At 43.0% G+C, this 21,945-nt stretch carries 17 protein-coding genes and 1 other annotated feature; of the genes, 12 read left to right on the top strand and 5 right to left on the bottom strand.

Annotated features, from left to right (window positions below):
* Positions 1-211 precede the first annotated feature (211 nt).
* Both BLR65_RS20880 and BLR65_RS20875 read left to right on the top strand, forming a co-directional pair.
* Positions 212-1,147, top strand: coding sequence for a DMT family transporter (locus BLR65_RS20880; protein ID WP_169716920.1), 936 nt, complete (start codon positions 212-214; stop codon positions 1,145-1,147).
* A 242-nt stretch (positions 1,148-1,389) separates the two neighbouring features.
* Positions 1,390-2,217 carry a polysaccharide deacetylase family protein gene (locus BLR65_RS20875; RefSeq protein ID WP_245692958.1) on the top strand — a complete coding sequence of 276 codons (828 nt, stop codon included), beginning with the start codon at positions 1,390-1,392 and terminating at the stop codon, positions 2,215-2,217.
* Here the strand turns inward: BLR65_RS20875 and BLR65_RS20870 are convergent.
* Entirely contained in the window at positions 2,200-2,466 is a 267-nt protein-coding gene (locus BLR65_RS20870) for a hypothetical protein (protein WP_093796114.1), read from the bottom strand. The genes BLR65_RS20875 and BLR65_RS20870 overlap by 18 nt on opposite strands.
* Positions 2,467-2,622: 156 nt before the next feature.
* Between BLR65_RS20870 and BLR65_RS20865 the strand changes: the two genes are divergently transcribed.
* The 4 genes from BLR65_RS20865 to BLR65_RS20850 all read left to right on the top strand — a co-directional run bounded on the left by BLR65_RS20865 (position 2,623) and on the right by BLR65_RS20850 (position 8,113).
* Entirely contained in the window at positions 2,623-2,982 is a 360-nt protein-coding gene (locus BLR65_RS20865) for an MmcQ/YjbR family DNA-binding protein (RefSeq protein ID WP_093796113.1), read from the top strand.
* 43 nt (positions 2,983-3,025) lie between these two features.
* A complete protein-coding gene (locus tag BLR65_RS20860; protein ID WP_093796112.1) occupies positions 3,026-3,802 on the top strand; it encodes a class I SAM-dependent methyltransferase in 777 nt (258 codons plus the stop codon).
* A gap of 687 nt (positions 3,803-4,489) precedes the next feature.
* On the top strand, positions 4,490-6,223 hold the full coding sequence (locus tag BLR65_RS20855) for an ABC transporter ATP-binding protein (protein ID WP_093796111.1): 1,734 nt from the start codon (positions 4,490-4,492) through the stop codon (positions 6,221-6,223).
* Between the two features lie 6 nt (positions 6,224-6,229).
* Entirely contained in the window at positions 6,230-8,113 is a 1,884-nt protein-coding gene (locus BLR65_RS20850; protein ID WP_093796110.1) for an ABC transporter ATP-binding protein, read from the top strand.
* Positions 8,114-8,178: 65 nt separating this feature from the next.
* Here BLR65_RS20850 and BLR65_RS20845 read toward each other — a convergent pair whose 3' ends face one another.
* On the bottom strand, positions 8,179-9,768 hold the full coding sequence (locus tag BLR65_RS20845; protein WP_245692957.1) for an ATP-binding protein: 1,590 nt from the start codon (positions 9,766-9,768) through the stop codon (positions 8,179-8,181).
* Positions 9,769-10,434: 666 nt separating this feature from the next.
* On the opposite strand from BLR65_RS20845, the gene BLR65_RS20840 reads away from it, so the two are divergent.
* The 5 genes from BLR65_RS20840 to BLR65_RS20820 all read left to right on the top strand — a co-directional run bounded on the left by BLR65_RS20840 (position 10,435) and on the right by BLR65_RS20820 (position 17,651).
* Entirely contained in the window at positions 10,435-12,477 is a 2,043-nt protein-coding gene (locus BLR65_RS20840) for an OPT family oligopeptide transporter (RefSeq protein ID WP_093796109.1), read from the top strand.
* Between the two features lie 274 nt (positions 12,478-12,751).
* The gene (locus BLR65_RS20835) at positions 12,752-13,462 is read left to right on the top strand and encodes a 2-phosphosulfolactate phosphatase (protein WP_093796108.1); all 711 of its coding nucleotides are present in this window, start codon (positions 12,752-12,754) and stop codon (positions 13,460-13,462) included.
* A 60-nt stretch (positions 13,463-13,522) separates the two neighbouring features.
* On the top strand, positions 13,523-14,377 hold the full coding sequence (locus tag BLR65_RS20830) for a DMT family transporter (protein ID WP_093796107.1): 855 nt from the start codon (positions 13,523-13,525) through the stop codon (positions 14,375-14,377).
* A gap of 88 nt (positions 14,378-14,465) precedes the next feature.
* Positions 14,466-14,683 (top strand) — a binding site (T-box leader).
* Positions 14,684-14,905: 222 nt separating this feature from the next.
* Positions 14,906-16,342, top strand: coding sequence for a proline--tRNA ligase (gene proS, locus BLR65_RS20825; protein WP_093796106.1), 1,437 nt, complete (start codon positions 14,906-14,908; stop codon positions 16,340-16,342).
* A 310-nt stretch (positions 16,343-16,652) separates the two neighbouring features.
* Positions 16,653-17,651: a metallophosphoesterase family protein gene (locus BLR65_RS20820; RefSeq protein ID WP_093796105.1), complete on the top strand. Its 999-nt coding sequence runs from the start codon at positions 16,653-16,655 to the stop codon at positions 17,649-17,651.
* Between the two features lie 112 nt (positions 17,652-17,763).
* Here BLR65_RS20820 and BLR65_RS30550 read toward each other — a convergent pair whose 3' ends face one another.
* The 3 genes from BLR65_RS30550 to BLR65_RS20800 form a co-directional block, all read right to left on the bottom strand.
* A complete protein-coding gene (locus BLR65_RS30550) occupies positions 17,764-18,984 on the bottom strand; it encodes a response regulator (protein WP_211285168.1) in 1,221 nt (406 codons plus the stop codon).
* A gap of 182 nt (positions 18,985-19,166) precedes the next feature.
* Positions 19,167-20,435: an MFS transporter gene (locus BLR65_RS20805; RefSeq protein WP_093796104.1), complete on the bottom strand. Its 1,269-nt coding sequence runs from the start codon at positions 20,433-20,435 to the stop codon at positions 19,167-19,169.
* The gene (locus BLR65_RS20800; RefSeq protein WP_093796103.1) at positions 20,407-20,832 is read right to left on the bottom strand and encodes a MarR family winged helix-turn-helix transcriptional regulator; all 426 of its coding nucleotides are present in this window, start codon (positions 20,830-20,832) and stop codon (positions 20,407-20,409) included. Before BLR65_RS20800 ends, BLR65_RS20805 begins: the two co-directional genes overlap by 29 nt.
* A gap of 342 nt (positions 20,833-21,174) precedes the next feature.
* Here BLR65_RS20800 and BLR65_RS20795 point away from each other — a divergent pair, with 342 nt between their 5' ends.
* Positions 21,175-21,942: a serine hydrolase gene (locus tag BLR65_RS20795; protein ID WP_093796102.1), complete on the top strand. Its 768-nt coding sequence runs from the start codon at positions 21,175-21,177 to the stop codon at positions 21,940-21,942.
* Positions 21,943-21,945: the final 3 nt, after the last annotated feature.

The following is a 21,945-nucleotide window of genomic DNA, read 5'->3' as shown; positions in this document are numbered from 1 at the left end:
AAAGACCTTGGTCAGTAATTTGACTGAGGTCTTTCGATAGACAATGATTAGGTTTGCACCAAACAGGCGGTTGCTGCATTGAATGATAATGAATCAATTATTGCCCACCTTCCTTTTAAGGTGTGTTATCTGGAGAAAGTCCTGGTTTGAGTTGTTGGGACTGGGGAAGAGGCATAATATAAATTTTAGTAAGTCTAAAAAGGGATTTATCATGGATAATAGTTCAAATAAAATCTATATTTTTTTGTGTCTGGCGGCAATTTTATGGGGTGCGCAGCCGGTGGTAGTCAAAGTGGTTCTGCAAGAACTGTCTCCCCTGCTGATCACCCTCTATCGTTATGTTGGCATTAGCATGATCCTGTTGATTATCTTATATATCACGCATGGCAGAAATATTTTTCCTTCCGCAAGGCATTTGCCTATTCTAGCCGTAATGGGCGTTAGCGGTATTACGCTTAATAACGTTCTTCAATTTAGCGGGCTGCAATATTCTACCGTTATTAATTGTACGCTGGTTTCTGCTACCACGCCGGCAATGACGGCCGTAATGGCTGCGTTAGCTCATCAGGAGCAAATGAATGAAGTACAATGGATAGGCATCATTACCTCATTCTTTGGTGTTTTATTTTTAGTGACCCACGGCTCGCTGGCGATTATCACAAGTCTTTCTTTTAATTTTGGTGACATTCTGTTTTTTTGCAGCCAAGCCTGTTGGGCAATCTACACGCTTTTAGGCCGTAAGATTATGGCTGAACTTTCGCCGATGTTTACCACGGCCTGGGCCGGCCTGATTGGTGCTATACTAACGGGGATTCTCGTGCTATGGGATGGCATTGAACTCACAACGAATTTGACGGCAAACGGCATAGGGGCAATGTTCTACATGATTCTTGGCGGCGGTGTCTTAGCCATGATTTGGTGGAACAGGGGCGTTAAGATAGTAGGTGCGAGCCAGACGGCTATTTTCATTAATATCATGCCGGTAGTAGGAATGCTGTTAGCTGTTTTATTGCTGGGAGAGCATTTAGGGTGGCGCGAAATTGTGGGCGGCTTGTGGATCTTTTTGGGTGTATATCTGACTACTCCAGGGGGAGCCCATTCCTTTCCTATTCATCCGGACAAGACTTTGCTGAGTGGAAGAAGGTAGGTTTGTTTTTATGGCAGCTTGTTGACGTAAGTCCATGGCTTTTGTAAATGTGCGACCTGTTTTTAATGCGCTGATTGTTTCGAGAAAAATGTCTTTATAGCCTTTTTCATGATAAAGGTTAGTCCATCGGCGGTGGCAAATGAATAAATACATAACTTTAAAGAGGTTTTCTTAGCTAAATATCGAATTATTGGTATTTGTATGAACTTATTATATAAGGAGATGCCTTTTTTTTGTACTCATTGACGAAGAATTTCAACTGGTTGCTCGTAGTTTTCATCATCATTGCAGGAATAAGTTATATATTTTTTACTTACTTTCAGGGAGTACCGGTTCTAAACTACCACCAAATCAATAATCAAAGCCATAATTCATTAACACTCAGCGATAGCGAGTTTGAAGCACAAATCAAGTATTTATACAAACATGGCTATACCCCTATCGGGCCAGATGAATTGGCAGACTATTTACAAAATGGAACAGAGCTTCCGTCAAAACCTATTTTGATTACTTTTGATGATGGGTATGAGGATAATTATCAAGTGGCTTATCCAATTTTGAAAAAATATCATTTTAAAGCCACAATATTTTTGATTACTGATTTTATAGGCAATAATAACCGGTATTTAACCTGGGATCAAATAAAAGAAATGAGTGATAACGGCATTAGTTTCGAAAGTCACACGTTAAGCCATATAGCTTTGCCCAAAGCTTCTGATGAAGAGATTCGTGCCCAGTTGCTCCGTTCCAAGGAAGGTTTGGAGTGGCGACTTGGCAAAAAGGTTGAATACTTGGCTTATCCGGGTGGCGAATATGATCAACGGGTTATAGGCTTGGTGAAAGAAACCGGGTATCGGGCAGCTTTTACCGTGAATTTTGGACGAGACAGGGTGAACTGTACACTATTTACTTTAAATCGTATTCCGATTTTCGGGGGCGGAACACATACGTTCTTCCGTTTTTGGCTACGACTAAAATTCACGCAATTATTTGATGCCTTACAGGATTATAAGAGCTTATTAATCAAGAAAGGCAATACTTCTCTTGCCGGGCTAATTTATATTCCTTGAATAAGGGGAGAATGAAGAATTTCTATTACCTGAGATTTTAACAGACAAAAAAATTCCGCCGTTTCCATATTCATCGGAATAACGGCGGAGTTTTTGTTTTTCCTTATGGCGCCTATAGTCATTTTTTCGATCCACCCAAACAGGAGCGAGTTTGACTTCCGGGGTCATAGCCCGGTTAGGCTTTCCGGCAATTTTTAGTGTGTTGGGGTTGATGGTACCACATGGTATTGTTTTTTTATTTTTGGACATGGTTAGCACCTCCTGATCATTATTATAATCAGCAAGTTCTTTCTTGGCAATTCTTAAATTCGAATTATACGGATATTAGGGCTAATAGAATCGAAGGGAAAAGTTAATTATACAGAAGTGTACCGATGTTTACAGGATTGAGGGGAGATGCGTAAAATGGATTCCAAAGAGCTGTTTTTATATTGTCTGGCTAAACCCGGAGCCATGGAGGATTATCCTTTCGGACCGGATGTCATTGTAATAAAAGTAGCATCAAAAATATTTGCGTTGCTGTCACGGAGGAATGGACTGGATAATCTGTCGCTGAAATGTGATCCTGGCTATTCCGAAATAGTAAGACAACAGTACGCAAGTATAACGCCTGGCTACCACTTAAATAAACGCCACTGGATCACGCTAGTGCTTGATGGTAGTATTCCGGAAGGAGAAATTAAAAGTTTAATTGATCATTCTTATGATCTGGTTTATAAGTCCCTTCCCAAAAGAATGCGAAGTGGTTCAAGGGGAGATTGGTGAGGAAAAGGATACTTTGAGAATATAAGTACTGGAGGGGATTGCTTTGAAACAAAATATTTATGACAATGATATTTTTTATCAGGCTTATCTTGATCTCAGACTGAATTCGACTGGTCTTAATGATGTGCTTGAGATTCCTGCATTTAGATCGCTCTTGCCTGAAAACTTAACTGGAATGCGTATATTGGATTTAGGCTGCGGCTTCGGACAGGCTTGTAGTCGGTATGCATCGCAAGGTGCTGCGAAGGTCATTGGCGTAGATATTTCAAAAAAAATGATTTCCCGGGCAAAACAAATTTATCGACATGAGAACATAGAATATGTTTGCCTTCCTATTGAAGATATAGGCTTCCCCCGGGAAGAATTTGATTTGGTGCTTAGTTCGTTAGCTTTTCACTATATCGCCGATTTAAAAAATGTGTTGGAGAGAATATTGTATTGTCTAAAAAATAATGGATTTTTGATCTTTTCCCAAGAACATCCTGTCGCAACCGCCAAACAAATTCCTGATGGCTGGTGCAAAAATGAAAATGGCGAGAAAATGCATTGGATATTAGATGATTATAATGATGAAGGGATAAGAAAACAAAATTGGCTTATTAAGGATGTTATTAAATATCACAGGACAATGTCTACTATTATGAATACTCTAATTGGATGCGGGTTTAAGATTGTGAAAGTGTTAGAGCCAACACCGATTAAAGAAGCGGAGATAATTAATAAGGATCTGAAAAATGAACGAAGAAGACCACCTTTTCTTATGATAAAAGCACAGAAGGGTCAAAGCAGTACGCACTCTTGTAGAAGAGAAAGAGTATAAGATTATAGGCGATGAGCCACAACTTATAAATTAATGGCGGAGACTTAAATTATGCAAACGATGAATTTGAGCATAATTATTAACAAAAGGAATTTTTTTCCTCTCGGCGAATGGTATATTTTATAGAGGAAGGGAGATGAGGTTGTGCCTTTTAGTCCAAAATCCATATGTCCAAAATGTAAACAGCGTTCGTTGATAACGCTTAAACTCCAGGAATCTTATTTGACAGTATTAAGAAAGTGTAAAAATCCGGCATGCGATTTTGAGGAGGCAAAATCCTATTTTACCAGCCAGAGGAATCAGCCGTACACTTATAAAAGCAGACCGTAAGCAAACCACCTCAAAGACCCTATAGTCAATAGGATTTTTGAGGTGGTTTGAGTATATTGTCGCAGTCGGCCGGGAAACAATAATTGGGCCGCATAAATGGCTAAGGTCAAGGTAATGGTACTAAAAAGCGTGGACAGCATGACTGCCTGCGAGGCAAAATCCTGGCAGCTATCGCATTCTACCGCGATAAGCCGAAAAAATGAAAAATTTTGGTTGTGTCGTTGCCTGCTGTAATCAGGCTATGCACCAAAAGTGATGAGAAAGAGGGGGATACCTCTCTTATTTTTTTATTGGCTGTATACTATGGTATAATTGGGAGTGTTAGCCATATTACAGATGGACGGAGGTGGAAGGAAGATGCGCACCTGGGCTTTTTTGCATAGATATAAAACCAAATATGGGAGACAGTTTCTGGTTGCTGCCCTGTTTGTAACCATTGAAGCCACCTGCGATCTTTTGCTTCCCACCATCATGTCCAAAATCATTGACATAGGGGTGGCAGGCAGGCGGACCGATTATATTCTAAGCCAGGGTGCTCTTATGGTTTTTATAACGGCATGCGGTGCCCTGGCGGCCTCGCTGCGCAATGTTATTTCCAGTAAGGTATCGCAGCAATTCGGCGCGGACCTGCGGAGCGATCTATACGAAAAAATTCAGATGCTGGCATTTACGAATATTGATAACCTCAATCGGAGTTCATTGATAACCCGGATAACCAATGATGTCAATCAAGTGCAGCTTTTGGCCAATGGGCTAATGCGAATTTCGCTTAAAGCACCGCTTTTATGTATCGGCAGTTTGGTTATGGCTATTAACCTTAATCCGCGCTTAGCGGTGGTACTGGTGTTAGTCGTTCCGGTCGTTGCCTTATTGATAGCCATCAATATTAAGATCGGTTTTCCCCGTTTTGTTGGGGTCCAAGCTGCGCTGGACCGGGTTAATGCCGTTATGAGAGAATATTTGTCAGGGATTAGAGTGGTTAAGGCGTTTAAACGATTTGCCTATGAGCAGGAAAAATTTGCGGCAGCCAACCAGGAATTGCAGGAGAAATCGGCGGGGGCTATTCGCCTGATGTCCGTTTTTAGTCCCAGCATAGCCCTTACTGTTAACCTTGGCGTTGTTATGGTGTTGTGGATGGGGGGACTGGGGATTCACGCCGGGCAGGTGCAGGCCGGACATATAATTGCGTTTATCAACTATATGACGCAGATATTGGTGTCGTTAATGATTATGTTCCTTATATTTAATAACTTTGTCAGGGCAAAAGCCTCGATTGTGCGGATTGGCGAAGTCTTTGACCAGCAAAACGACGCCAAATGGGTTACAGGCTATGCCGGCACTCAGCTGGTAGACAATGGCCGTATTGATTTTGAAAATGTCAGCTTTAGCTATGACGGATTCGGTGGCCAGCCGGTTTTGAAAGATATCAGCCTGACCTGCCTGCCTGGCCAGACGATTGGTATTATTGGTTCGACCGGTGCAGGCAAAACCAGCCTGGTCAACCTTATTCCGCGTTTTTACGAAATAACGGCAGGTTCAATAAAAATCGACGGCCATGATATAACGGAGATTAATCCAGGCCAGTTACGGGAGAAAATTGCCCTTGTGCCGCAGCAAGCGGTCTTATTTACCGGAACCATTATGGAAAATATCCGCTGGGGTAAAGAAAATGCTGCCGCTCACGAGGTGGAAGCAGCAGCAAAACTGGCAGCGGCGCATGATTTCATTATGTCTTTTCCGGAAGGGTACAACACCTTATTAGGACAGGGAGGCGTTAATTTGTCGGGCGGGCAGAAGCAACGGCTCGCCATTGCCAGAGCACTTGTTAGGAAGCCTACCATCCTTATTCTCGATGATTGTACCAGCGCGGTGGATGTGGTCACAGAAGAAAAAATAAAAGCAGCGTTAAACCAATATGCCAATCAGCTGACTTGTCTGATTGTGGCGCAGCGGATTAGTTCGGTTCTGGCTGCGGATAAAATTGCTGTTATGGAACAAGGAACAATTGCGGCCTGCGGTACTCATTCTGAGCTATTGGCAAGCAGCGGGATTTACCGGGAGATTGTCCAGTCTCAGCGGGGAAGGAGATAACCATTAATGACGGAAGGCAACGCGCAAAACAGCAATCCTGATCACCGTGTACCGGCGTCAAACCAGTCCTGGCGCAGTCCGGGCATTGGCAGGGCCTTTGGGGGGCGCCGACCCCGCGGCACTGCCAAACCTAAAAACTTTACGCGAACCATGCGGCGCTTGTGGCAGTATTTACGCCAGGAACGAAGAATGCTTATCGTTATTTTTTTCTTAATTCTGGCTGATTCGGTATTGGCGTTGATAGGCCCGTATATAATCGGTGTGACGATTGACAGCATGACGGCTCCGGCACCGCAGGTCACGCTGGAAGTGTTACTGCTGATTCTGGCTGTTACGTACCTGGCAGACTGGCTGCTCGGCTGGGGGCAGGGGTGGCTGATGGCCGGTATTTCCCAGCAGGTCGTCAGGCAGTTACGGGCAACTTTATTTGCCAAGCTGCAAAAACTGCCGCTTGCCTACTTTGACGTCCATCCCCATGGTGAGTTGATGAGCCGATTAGCGAATGACACCGATAACGTCAGCAATACCATATCGCAGTCCATTTCCCACCTCATGTCGGCTTCGATTGCTATTACGGGTTCTTTTGTGATGATGCTGGTGTTAAGTCCCGTACTGACTCTGGCGGCTTTGATTACTTTGCCGTTGGTTATTATTTTGACTCGTGTTATTTCGCAAAAGACCAACGTATTGTTTAAAAAAACACAAGTTGAGCTGGGACATTTAAATGCCCATGTGGAAGAGACTGTTGCCGGTATTCAGGTGATTAAGGCATTTAATCATGAACATAAGGCCATTGCGGACTTTAAAACTATCAATCACAGACTTTGCGAAGTTGGGTCAATTGCGCAAATATGGTCTGCTTTGCTTATGCCGATCATGAATGTTATCACCAATATCGGCTTTGGAGCTATCGCCATTGTTGGTGGTGTGCTGGCAGTTCATGATGTAATCTCTGTCGGCACCATTGCCAGCTTTATCAGTTATTCTCGGCAATTTGTCCGGCCTGTCAATGAATTGGCCAATATTTTTAATACATTGCAATCCGGGGTGGCCGGTGCTGAACGGGTTTTTGAAGTTCTGGACCAGGCTGAGGAGCCGGCTGATCTGCCTGAGGCTGTTGAGCTTGCGGACCCCAAAGGAGAAGTGGTCTTTGACCATGTCAGTTTTGGCTACAGACCGGATATGCCGGTACTAAAAGAGGTAAATTTTGTAGCCGCTGCCGGCACCAGTACCGCACTTGTTGGTTCTACCGGGGCGGGCAAGACAACCATTGTTAATTTGCTTACGCGGTTTTATGATGTTACCGGCGGCCGCATCCTGCTTGACGGCCGTGATATCCGCCAGTATACGCGGGATAGTCTCCGTACATGCTTTGGCATTGTGTTGCAAGATACCTATTTGTTTTCCGGCACGATTAAGGACAATATTCGCTATGGCCGACCGGCAGCAACCGATGACGAAATGGAGCAAGCGGCATTATTAGCCAACGCCGCTGCCTTTATTAAACGTTTACCTTATCAGTATGATACCTGGCTTTCAGAAAACGGCGGCAATCTAAGTCAGGGTCAACGGCAGCTTATCGCTATTGCCCGGGCAATTTTAGCCGATCCGGCGATCCTTATCCTGGATGAGGCTACCAGCAGTATTGATACTCGCACAGAATATTTTATTCAGGATGCCTTGCGCAACATTATGAAAGGGCGTACTACGTTTATCATCGCTCACCGGCTCAATACCATTCAGGAGGCCGACCAGATTTTGGTGCTAAAGAACGGTCAGATTGTTGAGCAGGGAAACCACAGCGACCTGTTGAATGCAAAGGGGTTATATGCTGCCGTATTTTCTAATCAACTGGAAAGCAAAGAGGACTTTGATGTTCTCAAGGAGTAAATACACTCTGGAAGCAGGTAGCAAATCGATAAATTATAGAAAACCAAACAGGCCGAAACATATTATTACGGAATCAGCTGTTGGTTACCGCTTGTTGGATCATTAACGACTGTTTGGGCTTCTCGAAAAAATTGACCGGGTAATTTAAAATTAATGGTAAAGGTGGTTCCGTTAGTGCCTGTATCAATACCAATGACGGCATGATGCCGGTGGGCGATTCTAAAGCATATCGGTATTCCCAGGCCTGTCCCGGTATCCTTGGTGCTTAAAAAAGGTGTTCCTAATTTTTCCCGTATATCTCCGGGAATGCCGTGGCCCTGGTCACGAATTGACAGGGTTACTACATCCCGGTTATGCAGAGTGCCTATTGTTAGATTGCCGCCTTCAGGCATAGCTTCGAGCCCGTTGTGCACCAGGTTTAAGATTAGTTGGCGGATTTCATTTTCATCAAGGAAAAGCTCCGGGACGTCGGTCAGTTCCAGTTCAATGTGTGAATTAGATGCGGCGGCATGGGCTTGCATCAGCGGAAACAACGATGTAACAATCCTGTTTAGGCTGCAGTTTTTTAAGTCGGCCCGTTTATCTTTGGCAAGCGTCAGGTATTCGCTGATAATCGTATTGGCTCTGTCCAATTCCTCGATCATTATGGCAAAGCGTTCTTTACAGGCAGGGCACGGTTGCTTTTTTTCCAGCATTTGCAGATAGCCGCGCACGGTAGTCATTGGATTGCGTATTTCATGAGCAACATTGGCTGCCATCTCACCCACCATATTCATGCATTCGACACGGGAGACAACTTGCTCTAGTTCTTTACGGACAGTAACATCCCGGATAATGCCTTCTACCGCCTCTAAATTTCCTGATTTATCATAGACAGGTACACATTTTTGCTCAAACCAGATTACTTTTCCATCCTTGCGGATTAGTCTCAGGGTAAGAGGTAAATCATTTCGCTGAAAGGGATTGGCAATATAGCAGGAAAATAGGGACAAATCATTAGGATGTATAAGCTTAAATATCAGCTTGGCATTCGCATAGAATTCTGCAGGCGTATAGCCGGTAACAGAAAGTACTGCAGGGCTCACATATTCAAATCTTGCACGCGGCAGGACCTTATAGCGGTAAATAATATCAATTGCATTTTCCGCCAGCAGCCGGTATTGTGCTTCCTTATGAATTAGTTCCAGTCTGGCTTTTTCAAAATATATCGCCAGCATGCCGGCGGCAATAAGCGGCCGGAGAATGCCAGTAATAATATTACTCCAGAAAAGCAGCGTTGGCACTTGAACAATGCAAGGCCGAATAATTGTAATGATTCCCCAAAGGATAAAGGCACAGCCAACGATGCAGTGCCCTACCCGGTTTGCCTGCAAATGCCGGATAAACACGGAGCCCACCCATAAAAGCGCGCTCCCGAAAAATAAAGCGCCCGTAACCATAGTAAACAAATAATGCAGGCGAGCAAAACTAAAAAGGGCATCTAATAAGAATACCAAAAATGTTGCATTCCACCAATAACGTCTCAGCGGTTTACCGATAAGCAGACAAGTGCTCCACACAAACAGTAAACCACAGGCTAGATAGAGTAGATGACAAATAAGGTAGGCGGGCAGTGAATATTTCCAAGGTAAAATCTCAAAATTAAATAAAACCATACGAAGAGAATAACAAAGCCAGCTTATAACCCAAACTCCAATATGCCGTTCACGATATAGGATAAAAAGATATAAATAGACCAGTAAAGTCGATATAATCCCAATCAGGGAGCCGCATATGGACAGTTGAAGAGATGACATAGTACTTCTCCAATAATACTTTATTCTATAAATACCTGAAAAACGACTCGCAAAACCAATGTTATATTCGACTCCTTCCAATTATTTCCTCCTAAAATAAGTAAAAAAATATATTATTTTACAAAAAAAGATTGCCTTATTTGTACATGGAGCAATTTCGGGGCTTCTAGAGGTAAAGTTATCTCCCTGCGGCAACTGTTTAAATCCTGAAATATAGAATAATGAAATGGAAGTCGCAAGTTGAGAGTGGCAGAAAATCATGTTTTGTGTTCATGTTGATACACCTACAACGGACAAAAGAATTTTTGTCCGTTGTAGGTGTATTTTTATTATAAAAACTGCAGGAATTTATGTGTAATATATAGAAAATTACTAAAATATTCTTTTTTGAGAATATTATCCTTTTTTTAATACCTCAAAAGAGAGTATATTTCAGCATGAGGGGAATGGGGGGAACTGTTATGAGTTTTTCATAGAAAATTCGGCCAACTGATAGGAAAATTTTAAGTGAAAAGGAGTATGCGCATGAAACAGGAAGATTTTATGGGTAATGAACTGAGCGTGCCTGAACTTACGCTTCGGGGAATGCTGCTGGGAGTTCTAATTACAGCCATTTTTACGGCGTCCAATGTTTATCTGGGCCTGAAAGTGGGGCTTACGTTTTCGTCGTCTATTCCTGCAGCAGTTATTTCTATGGCAATTTTAAAAATGTTTAAGGATTCCAATGTGTTGGAAAATAACATGGTCCAGACTCAGGCATCGGCGGCAGGTACTCTTTCGGCAGTTATATTTATTATTCCCGGTTTATTGATGATCGGGTATTGGCAGGGCTTTTCTTTTTGGCAGACCTTGATGATTTGTGCTTGTGGCGGCAGTTTGGGCGTGTTGTTTACTATTCCATTGCGTCGGGCGATGATTGTTAATAGCGATTTGCCTTATCCTGAAGGTCTGGCGGCTGCAGAAATTTTAAAAGTAGGGAGTGGCAGTGCAGCCGGCGCCAAGGAAAATGGCGTCAAGGATATTATGGCCGGTGGTATTATTTCAGCAATAATCAGTCTATGTGCGAGTGGTTTTCAAGTTATTTCAGCGGAAATGCATTATTGGTTTACCTTTGGTAAAATTACCTCCCAGTTTCCTCTCGGTTTTTCTTCCGCTTTATTGGGGGCTGGTTATCTGATTGGCATTGCCAGCGGGTTGGCCATGTTAGTCGGGACAATTTTGGCCTGGGGCGTATTTGTTCCTTATCTTACATCGGCAATGTCACCGGCAGCCGGGCAGAGCGCCAGTGCCTTTGCCTCGGCTATCTGGGCACAAAAGGTACGGCTTATCGGTGCCGGCGCAATCGGTATTGCGGCAATTTGGACATTGATTACATTGGTAAAACCAATTGTAGATGGTATGCGTATTTCCATTCAAGCTATGAGTCAGTCGGAGACGGAAAAAAGCCTGCATCGTATGGATACGGATTTGTCGCCTAAAACGACAGCCCTGGTGTTAGGGGTCATTGTTATCGGTTTACTGGGAACATTCTATTCCTTTATTGCCGAAGCAAATTTGTCAGCCGGTGCGACCTGGATCTTTATTATTGCCGGCGTTGCCATAGCGATCTGCGTGGGATTCTTTGTGGCGGCAGCATGCGGTTATATGGCCGGATTGATCGGTACATCAGCCAGCCCGATTTCAGGAATCGGCATTTTGGGGATTATCATATCCTCACTGGTCGTTTTGGGAATTGGTACAGCGGTCAGCCTGTTTGACTCGGAAGCAGGGAGAAAATTTGCCATTGCTTTAGCTATTTTCATGACAAGTGTAATTGTCAGTATTGCCGCCATTTCCAATGATAACTTGCAGGATTTGAAGACCGGCTATCTTGTCGGTGCCACGCCCTGGCGGCAGCAGGTGGCCTTATTGTTGGGCTGCATTGTGGGAGCCTTTGCCATTGCGCCGGTATTGAATTTGCTTTATGAAGCCTATGGGTTTGCCGGGGCGATGCCGCGCGCCGGCATGGATGAAAGCCAGGTCTTGTCCGCACCGCAGGCAACTTTGATGGCTACAATAGCCAAAGGGATCTTTAGTCATAATTTGGATTGGAATTATATCCTGTTTGGCATCGGTGTCGGCATTGTGATCATTATTATTGATGTACTGTTAAAAAAGAATTCGGCAAAATATTGTCTGCCCCCGTTAGCGGTAGGTATGGGGATTTATTTGCCGCCTACCCTGGAGATGCCGCTGGTTCTTGGTGCTGTTATGAGTTATATTGTGTACCGGTATCTGCACGCCCGGGCATTGCAATACAGTCCGCAAAAAGTTGAAGAAGAAGTGGAAACATGCAACCGCCATGGGGTACTGTTTGCATCCGGTCTCATTGTCGGTGAGAGTATAATGGGAGTTATTATTGCCATTATTATTGTCATCTCTGTAACCGGCGGCGGCAGCGATTCACCTCTGAAACTTGTGGGTAAAGACTTTGGCCCTACGGCAGATTGGCTTGGCTTGCTTACATTTGTTGCGTTGATTGCTCTGTTCGTCTATCGCGTAATTAGTGTCAAATCAACCAATGAGTAATGTTTGTTTACCGTTCCTTCAAAAGTACGCCATAGCGCCAGTTTGATGATGAGACTGGCACAGTAAACGGGTAGAGAATGCTGTTCTCTACCCGTTTACCTGTATGCCGGAAGCTGAAGGCAAGGCGAAAGTCCACCGGACAAGGTTATAGGCTGGAAAGAATTGAGGGCCTGGGAGGGGTGCCGGCAATGGCCTGCTTGGTAACAAAAACAATAGATGATATAATTATTTTAGAAATCTTTATTGAGTACTAGATAGTAGGGAGGAAAAATAAATGCGGATAGATGTTGCATTTTTGCCTGCAGATATAAAAGAAACTGATCTTTCGGATACAACCTGTATTGTACTGGATATATTCCGCGCAACAACAAGTATAGTGACCGCTATGGCCCATGGCTGCAAAACGATTGTACCGGTTTTGGACATTAACGCTGCTCAAAGTATGGCCGACCAAATGAAATCGGCTCTACTAGCAGGTGAGCGCCAGTCAATCAAGATTGAGGGCTTTGATTTTGGAAACTCACCGTTTGAATTTGCAACCGACAAAGTGAATGATCGGACGATTATTATGACTACAACCAACGGAACCATTGCCATTAAGGCGACGGAACAATCGGATCATACCTTGCTAGGCGCATTTATCAATGCCGGGGCAGTTTGCCGGCAGGCCAGGAAATACGGGAAAGATATTATGATTGTTTGCGCCGGAACCGACCGGCTTTTTTCGTTGGAAGATGCTCTCTGCGCAGGGCTGCTGGTGAGTAGCCTGCAGGCAGAAGAAAAAGTTATTTTGACAGATTCGGCTCAGGGGGTCTGGACGATGTATAACGGAGCGAAACCGTCTATCCTGGAGATTGCCGGCAGCAGCAGAAATGGGAAACGGTTATACGATATGGGAAATAGGAGTGATGTCGAGTATTGTTTGCAATCCAATGTGTTAGATGTTGTTCCTCAGTATAAAGAGGGCAGGATTACGCTCGTATGAGGTTAACTGTGTCGGCATCAGCTTGTTTGGCTGAAGAATGTGATTTGGAGAGAATTCTGTATGGATGCAAAAAGTAGAAACCTTCTGGAAATTCATTTCGCAGTCTTTCTCTTTGGTTTAGCCGGTTTATTTGGCAAGGTAGTCGAATTATCTGCACTCATGATTGTTTTCGGGAGAGTATTTTTTGCCAGTATATTTTTAGGCGGTGTCCTGCTATATCGAAAACAAAAGATAAAACTGGACCAGTATAAAGACTATGTGTATATGCTGTTAATGGGGTGCCTTTTAGCTACTCATTGGGTTACTTTCTTTCAATCAATACAAATGTCTACTGTGGCAATCGGCCTGTTAACGTTTTCCACGTTTCCTGTTTTTGTTACCTTTCTCGAACCCTATTTCTTTAAAGAAAAAATTAAACCAGCCGATATGGCTGTTGCCGGTATCGCCTTTTTAGGGATCATGCTTGTAGTACCTCGTTTTGAGTTAGACAATCACATAACTAAGGGTGCCTTATGGGGAATCGTATCAGGCTTTACCTATGCGCTTCTTTCCATGCTTAACCGGCGATACGCCAAGGACTATTCCGGTATAGTTGTCGCTTTTTATGAGCAACTCATTTCTGTCATTGTCTTGCTGCCGTTTTTTCTTGTACAGCAACCGGTAGTAAAGATAAATGACCTATTGTTACTTTTTGTCTTAGGCATCATTTTTACCGGAATTGCTCATTCGCTTTTTATTAATGGATTACAAAATATAAAAACGCAAACAGCGGGAATTATTTCTTGTCTTGAGCCGGTATACGGCATTATTTTTGCCGCCTTTTTATTGCACGAATTACCGACGGCGAGAGAAATGATGGGCGGCAGTATCATTTTAGGCACCGTCTTATATTCGACGATCAAGTCTAAAAAGTAAAAATCCTAACAGCCATGAAGCAGTAGAGAGCGTTTCTTGACAAGCAGAATCGTTTGTTATACACTAGGGAAGAAACCCCATATATGGAACAAAAACGAGGAAGAGAAATAGTATTGGATTACCCTTTTTGCAGAGAGGAAACGTTTGGGTGTAAGTTTCCAAAGGGGTGCCTCGAACCCAGCTTGGAGTTCCGTACCACTGGTTAATATGGATTACGGCGGCTTTCTACCGTTAGCAGAATGAGCGGGCGCAGCCGCAGTGGCTGTGTCAACTAGGGTGGTACCACCGGTACTCTCGGTCCCTCACGGGATCGAGTTTTTTTGTCCTAACAGAAAGTAGAAACTTTCTTAAATGCAGGATAAGGGCAACATCGGCTTACGTTGTCGCCAAGGCTCGGCGCAAGCCGTGTTTTAGCGTAAACCTTTCCCTGGATAGAACGACGGAGGCTTTGTCGGCGATCAAGGAATTTGACTTAAGCCGGGTCTTATATAGCGACTAGGCCAAAGCATAAAATGAGGAGTGAAACGGGTGGAAAAAGAAAAAAAACTGGTAGAAGCGATTACATCCATGGACAAGAACTTTGCACAATGGTATACAGACGTTGTTCTAAAGGCGGAACTGTGTGATTATTCCAGTGTGCGCGGCTGTATGATCATTCGGCCTTACGGCTATGCAATATGGGAAAACATTCAAAAATATCTTGACGATGCTTTTAAGGCTACAGGCCACGAAAATGTTTATATGCCGCTGTTTATTCCCGAAAGTCTGCTGCAAAAGGAAAAAGACCATGTGGAAGGTTTTGCCCCGGAAGTAGCCTGGGTAACTCACGGCGGCGAGGAAAAGCTGACTGAAAGGCTGTGTGTACGGCCGACTTCCGAAACTCTGTTTTGTGAACACTGGGCCAAAATCGTTCAATCCTATAAAGATTTGCCCAAGCTATATAATCAATGGTGTTCGGTGGTACGCTGGGAAAAGACCACTCGTCCCTTCTTGCGTACGACTGAGTTTTTGTGGCAGGAAGGACACACCATTCATGCCACGGCCGAGGAAGCAGAGGAGGAAACCATCCGGATGCTTGACGTATATGCCGATGCCTGCGAAAATCTGTTGGCCATACCGGTTCTGCGCGGCCGGAAAACCGATAAGGAGAAATTCGCCGGGGCGGTTTCAACGTACACAGTTGAGAGCTTAATGCATGACGGCAAGGCCCTGCAATGTGCTACTTCCCATTATTTCGGCGACGGCTTTGCCCAGGCTTTTGGCATTCAGTACAGTGACAAGAATGGTAAATTGCAGTACGTACACGAGACTTCCTGGGGTTTTACGACCCGGTCGATCGGCGCTCTGATTATGGTTCACGGGGACGACAGCGGCTTGGTACTGCCACCGCGAGTTGCCCCGGTGCAGGTAGTTATCGTACCAATCGCAACCCATAAGCCGGGGGTTGCGGAGAAGGCGGAAGAACTTCGGCAGCGGCTGAACAAAGTGGTCCGGACCAAACTGGATGCAACCGATAAAATGCCTGGCTGGAAATTTAGCGAATACGAGATGAAAGGTATTCCTGTGCGCCTGGAGGTTGGACCAAAGGACATCGAAAAGGGTCAGGTTGTTCTTGTACGGCGGGATACCCGGGAGAAAATCGTAGTTGCTATGGACGCGGTAGAAACTAAGGTAACCGAGCTTTTGGAAACGATACAAGTTGCCCTACTGGAAAAAGCACGCCGGACGCAAAACGAAAAAACCTTTACCGTTCAGACAGTGGAAGAACTGCGCGACGCTCTTGACCGGCAGGCCGGTTTCGCCAAGGCCATGTGGTGCGGGGACCAGGCGTGTGAAGACAAAGTAAAGGAAGTTGCGACTGCTACCTCCCGTTGTATTCCCTTCGAACAGGAGAAAGCGGGAGAAACCTGTCTGTGTTGTGGAAAACCGGCTAAACACTTGGTGGTTTGGGGCCGTGCGTACTAGTTGACGGCATTGGTTGTCAGGTATCTTGCTTCATAAAGTAGACCTTTGGGGATAGGCCAAGAGCGTGAACTCTCGCAAATTCGAGGATTCACGCCCTTTTATTTTCTAAAACAACGCAAGCGAGTAGACTTGTTTTAATGCCGATGGGATTTTGAAGGAATTACGCATACATTCGCATAATATATTTTTTTCTACAGCATTTTGTAACAAAGTGTGTTGCCGTAGCCCATAAGATTGCTATAATTATTTTAGAAGTAAGTTGATACTTTACAGCGGGTATTACATTCAGGATGCGCTATATCCGTGATATGTGGCGAAGGGTAGTGGGTTTTTGAATAGGCGTGAGTTTATAAAAAAACTTGTGATATATGGTGGCACTTTAGGAGTGCTTGGCAAGCTGTTAGTTCCGGCCATATCGGCTGATTCTGTTTCCGTTACGCAGGAATACTACCGGATTGTTTTATTAGGTGATCCGCATTTACCTGTACGCAAGCATGTTGTTTTGGATTTGCATAAACAGCAAAAAATTCTGGATGCCAAAAATAGAGTTGTATATGATGTGAATTCCTGGGAAGATGTCAATCAAATTATTGTTTTGGGAGATATTGCAGCGCAATTTGGCAATGTGGAAGAATATGACTATGCCAGACAATATTTTTCACAATGTAAGAAAACGGTTTCCTTTATAGCCGGAAATCATGATTATATGTATTGCGATGATTTTTCACCGGAAGGCAAGTTTGTTCTTGCCGATGCGATTACCCGGGAACAAAAGCTCAATAGATTTAAAGAAACGTTAAAACAGCCGGAACTGTTTTTCAGTCAGAAAGTCGGACAATACCTTCTGGTCTTTTTATCACCGGATTCTCTTGATTCCCGGCATTTAACGCAAATATCAAATCCACAGATTAATTGGTTAAAAAATGAATTATCCCGAAATAAAACAACGCCTACCATTGTTTTTTTTCACGCGCCACTGGCCGGGACTTTGTATAAGTACAATAAGAATGTCAATACTCCTAATTTTATTAGTCAACCCAAGGAAACAATTAAGGAAATCCTTGACGATAATTTGCAGATCATCATGTGGGTTTCCGGTCATACTCATACTTCAGCCAAAAATTCAAGCTTTGTCTCAAATGTTAACATTTTCGGAGGGCATATAACGAATATCCACAATACGGATATGGATAGGGAACGGATCTGGACCAACTCGTTATACCTATACCCGGACAGAGTGCTTATTAAAACCTTTAATCATAAAGACCAAACATGGGAAGAAAACCTGGAACGTACAGTTTACTTATAATTTAGATGAAATCAAGAAACGCCTGCTAAATTTATAATTATTTAGTAGACGTTTCTTGATTTTATTGATTTATATATTGAAAGTATGATATGGGGGCGCAACGGCAGTCAGTTCAATTTTCCGAGTACCTGAGAACCTCAGCCAGCAGGTTGGCGTTTTTTCCAAGCGTTTTGTTGGCGATAGACTCGACAAACTCTTTGCGATAGGATATCGCTTGGACTACTCCTAAATTGTTTTCGATAAGCTTGGCCAACTCATTGAACTGGTCAAACAACGGAGATTCAAGCTTTGACATTGTTCCAAAGTTAAGCAGCAACCTTGGTCTGCCATCCAGGTATTCGGACAGCTCGGCCATCAGGGTTTGACAACTGGTTAATGTAAGGCTCTGATAAATAAACACATGAATAAAATTGTCCTGAGTGCTGATGGCGTAGGGAGCCTCATATTCAGTTTCGGCATCTACTATGGCGCGCATAGCTTCATTTGATTTTAGTTTATGAATGCTGGACAACTGTTTTTGTAGATCAAATTTTTGCTGAAGCACATTTTCTATGGCTGCAGCTACTTTTTCCTGGCAAATGGGTTTTACAATGAAGTGTCTGGCACCCCGCTCCAACGCATCAATAATACCTGCGCGGGTTTCTATGGCGCTGATCACAATAATGCGGGCATCTGGATAAGCTGCCATAATTTTTGAGATAGTCTCGGCGCCCCCTAAGCCCTGCATTGTTAGGTCCATTGTCACTAAATCAGGCTTCAACCGGGCATATTCTACAAATGCTTGTGCACCATTGGTAGCTTCGCCTACAACCACATGCCCCAAGGCTATTACGACGTCCCGCAGCATTTGTCTGGCGAATGTTGAATCATCGGCAATAAGGATTCGCGCCGAATGCCGCTTTGGTTTCTCCTGGAAATTACAGGCAGCCTTAAGATGACTGATCAACTCAAGATGCCTGTCTTTGTCAAAAGGTTGCTGCAAAACAGTGGATATGACTGCAGACACTTTCTGCAGCGATACGGGTTTAATAATAAAGTGCCTGGCGCCTCGTTCCAGAGCGTCCCCAATAATTTGTTTTTCCTGATGCGAGCTTACCACAACAATGCAGGCTTGGGGGTCTGCAGCTATAATTTTGGAAATTGCCTCAGCTCCGTCACTGATTTTCATAGTTAAGTCCATAGTTACAAGATCAGGTTTTAATTTCAGATATTCTTCTACAGCTTGTTCGCCATTTTTAGCCTGGCCGATGACATTATGACCAAGTGCCGTTATAATATCGCCCAGAATTTTTCTTTCCATCATAGAGTCGTCTACAATGAGAATGTTGGCCATGTTTCCTCCACCTTTTAAATTCGGTTTAGTATCCAATAAGGATCTCAGATACTTGTATGGTCAAAATAATTGGCGTATAGCAATTTTGCTTCCATTAATTAAATCGATGATTTTGTTCTTGTTCTTAACCGCGGTTATTTTATACTTCTGTATGTGCGCATTGTTAACGGAGTGTTTCTCTTTCACATGTTTCTTGTTTCCACTTCAGCCAGATTATCTGCTAAATCATATTTGGCTCGGATTATGAACCAAATATAACTAAGGAGAAAAATGCCCATGATGATAGCCGAGCACCAATAAATTGAAGCATAACCAAGTTTTCCCGCCAGCATTCCCAAAGCGATCGAACCTACACCATTGCCGACATCAATCATATTATAAAAAGTTGCGCTGGCGGCGCTGCGTTTTACTGGTGGTACAAGATTAAACATCCAAGTTTGTACTGCGGGAAAAATGGTTCCATAACCAAATCCGTAAAGAGCAGAGGCTGTTAGAAAAGCTGTCATGCTTCTGCTTTGAGCCAACACCACAAACCCTAATAAAAATATTATTGTACCAGGTAAGATGACCCAGGCAGGCCCCTTTTGATCAAATATGCGGCCTGTCACCAGACGAGATAAAAAGATACACAAGGTACACATCAGAAAGAACGCACCCGCATTAGCAATATGGGCTTCTTGGGCTAATAAAGCGATGAAATTTAAAACTCCACCGATACAAATTCCGAACAGTAAAGCAAGAAGGGCTTGAAATAACAGTTTTGGTTCAATCAGTTTATCGATAAATGAGGATTCTGCTTGTTTCTCTGTAAGTACAGCACGGTCATCAGGAATGGAACAAAGAGTCAAGCATAAGAGGGCAAGTATTTGGCTGGCTGTTGCCACCATAAATAAACTGCTAAAAGAAAAATTATCAACAATCCATACTCCCAGTCCGGGGGCAATCGCCATGGCCAGAGTGGTGCCTAGTCCAAAATAGCCGATTCCCTCGCCACGGCGGGATTTCGGAATTAAGTCGGTGACAATGGCCGCATATAACGTAGTGGCTATGCCAAATCCCAGTCCGTGTACTACCCGTAAAGACAGTAAGCGGGGCACAGTGGTTGCTAGAATATAACTTAAGGCAGCAATAAAACATAAAATACAGCCAATATATAAATAATATTTTTTGCCCCATTTTTTAATTCCGTAGTCTGTAAAAAAACGAATCAGAATCGCACAGAATACAAAAATTGCCGATAATAATCCGACATCGGTACTTGTTCCGCCTTGATTTAAAATATAAATAGGAAGTGTCGGCAAAAAAATATGAAAGCCGCTAAATAAAAAAGTATTGGAAATAGTAAATAAAATAAAATCTTTGGTCCATAATTTAGAAATAGTAGTTGTCATTTGAGTATCCTTTCTAAGTAATACAGAAATATCACTTTCTATATTTTTGTGAATTTGCATAAATGGATTCAAGCATTACGTACAATTCGTGTTGCTTTTCATCAGATAAATCGGCTAGAATTGATTGCCGATGACTGTTAATAGCTTTTTCCCAGACCGCATATTGACTTAGTGCTTTTTCAGTTAAAGAGACTTTTTTCTCACGTTTATCAATTCCGGATTTTCTTTTAACAAAGCCTTTTTCTTCAAGTTTTACAACAGTTTTTGAGATTGCTGCCGGTTCGATGTTGAGATAACTGGCCAAAGCGATCTGAGAAATAGGGCCAGTTTCTTTTATGGTCACAATAATTGACCATTCAGAACTATATAGCCCATACTCTGCCAGAATTTGGTTTACTCCCTGGGAAATAGCGCGCGTGGTTTGATAGAGTAAATGGATTAACTTAGCTGCATTCATGGGTCACCTCATTAGCCTATAAAATTAATATACTAGTAAATAATTTACCGGTATAATGTTAACTAGTATAGTATTATTGTAAATTAAAGTCAAGTATGGATAAATTTTCGGAAAATTAGTTTATTTATATCAATCGCTTGGCCGTTTAACTACTGAGTTTATTTGAATAGAGAATAAAAATAAGGATAACCCAATTGCGTTGGCTGGCTAAGGGTTATCCTTGTCTTATATTACAAAAATTTTCCTTGTCATATTTTTGGCACATTTACCATGTATATTATAAGAGGAAATTCATACCTGTTTTGTAACCTTATGAAAAAAGCTATAGGAAAGAGGAGTTCTATGTTAAAAAAACTTATTCCGCTATGCATTGCCTGTATTTTTGCTTTTTCAGGCGTAACTGCCAGCGCCTCATCGGCATTGGAAAAAGAAATCACGAATGATTTAAAACAATTTAACGGGCAAGTTGGCGTATTTGCTAAAAATTTAAAAACAGGGAAAACCATAAAATATAACCAGGATACGGTTTTTCCTACTGCCTCCACAAGCAAGCTGATTGTGGCCTTGGCTACATATAAATTCTTGTATCCCAAAGCATCGTCTGACAAGCAGGCAGAGTATAATCAAGACGTTGATCTGATGATAAAAGTGAGCGATAATAATACTTTCGATGAATTATTGAATGAATTGGATGCAACCAAGAAAGAAGAATTTGAAGAAGTTGAGCGGGATTTACGTCTGAAAAAAACGGCAATCCATAATGAGCAGGCGTATAAAAAATACAATTACCATAGCGTGACAACGCCTTATGAAATGTCAAAAGTGCTGGAGTCTATTTACAAGGAAAAATATATTGAAAAAAAACATGTGCTGCGCTTAAAAGATGATCTGGCCAATACCATCTACAATGATGAAATTCCCCGCTATATGCAAGTGCCGGTATTTCATAAAGTCGGTGAGTTGGATGATGTGCTTTGCGATGTGGGGGTCATTCAGGATGGGCATGACCCGATTTTAATCAGTTTTTACACCCGTACGCCGGATCATAGTTATTCCAGTGACTTTATCGCCAATGTATCGGCAAAGCTGTACAATGCACTCCGCAGATGACAA

This window comes from Sporomusa acidovorans (genome assembly GCF_900101845.1).
Lineage (GTDB): Bacteria > Bacillota > Negativicutes > Sporomusales > Sporomusaceae > Sporomusa > Sporomusa acidovorans.
The sequence above is the reverse complement of the archived record's forward strand: the minus strand, read 5'-3'. Positions and strand labels throughout refer to the sequence as shown.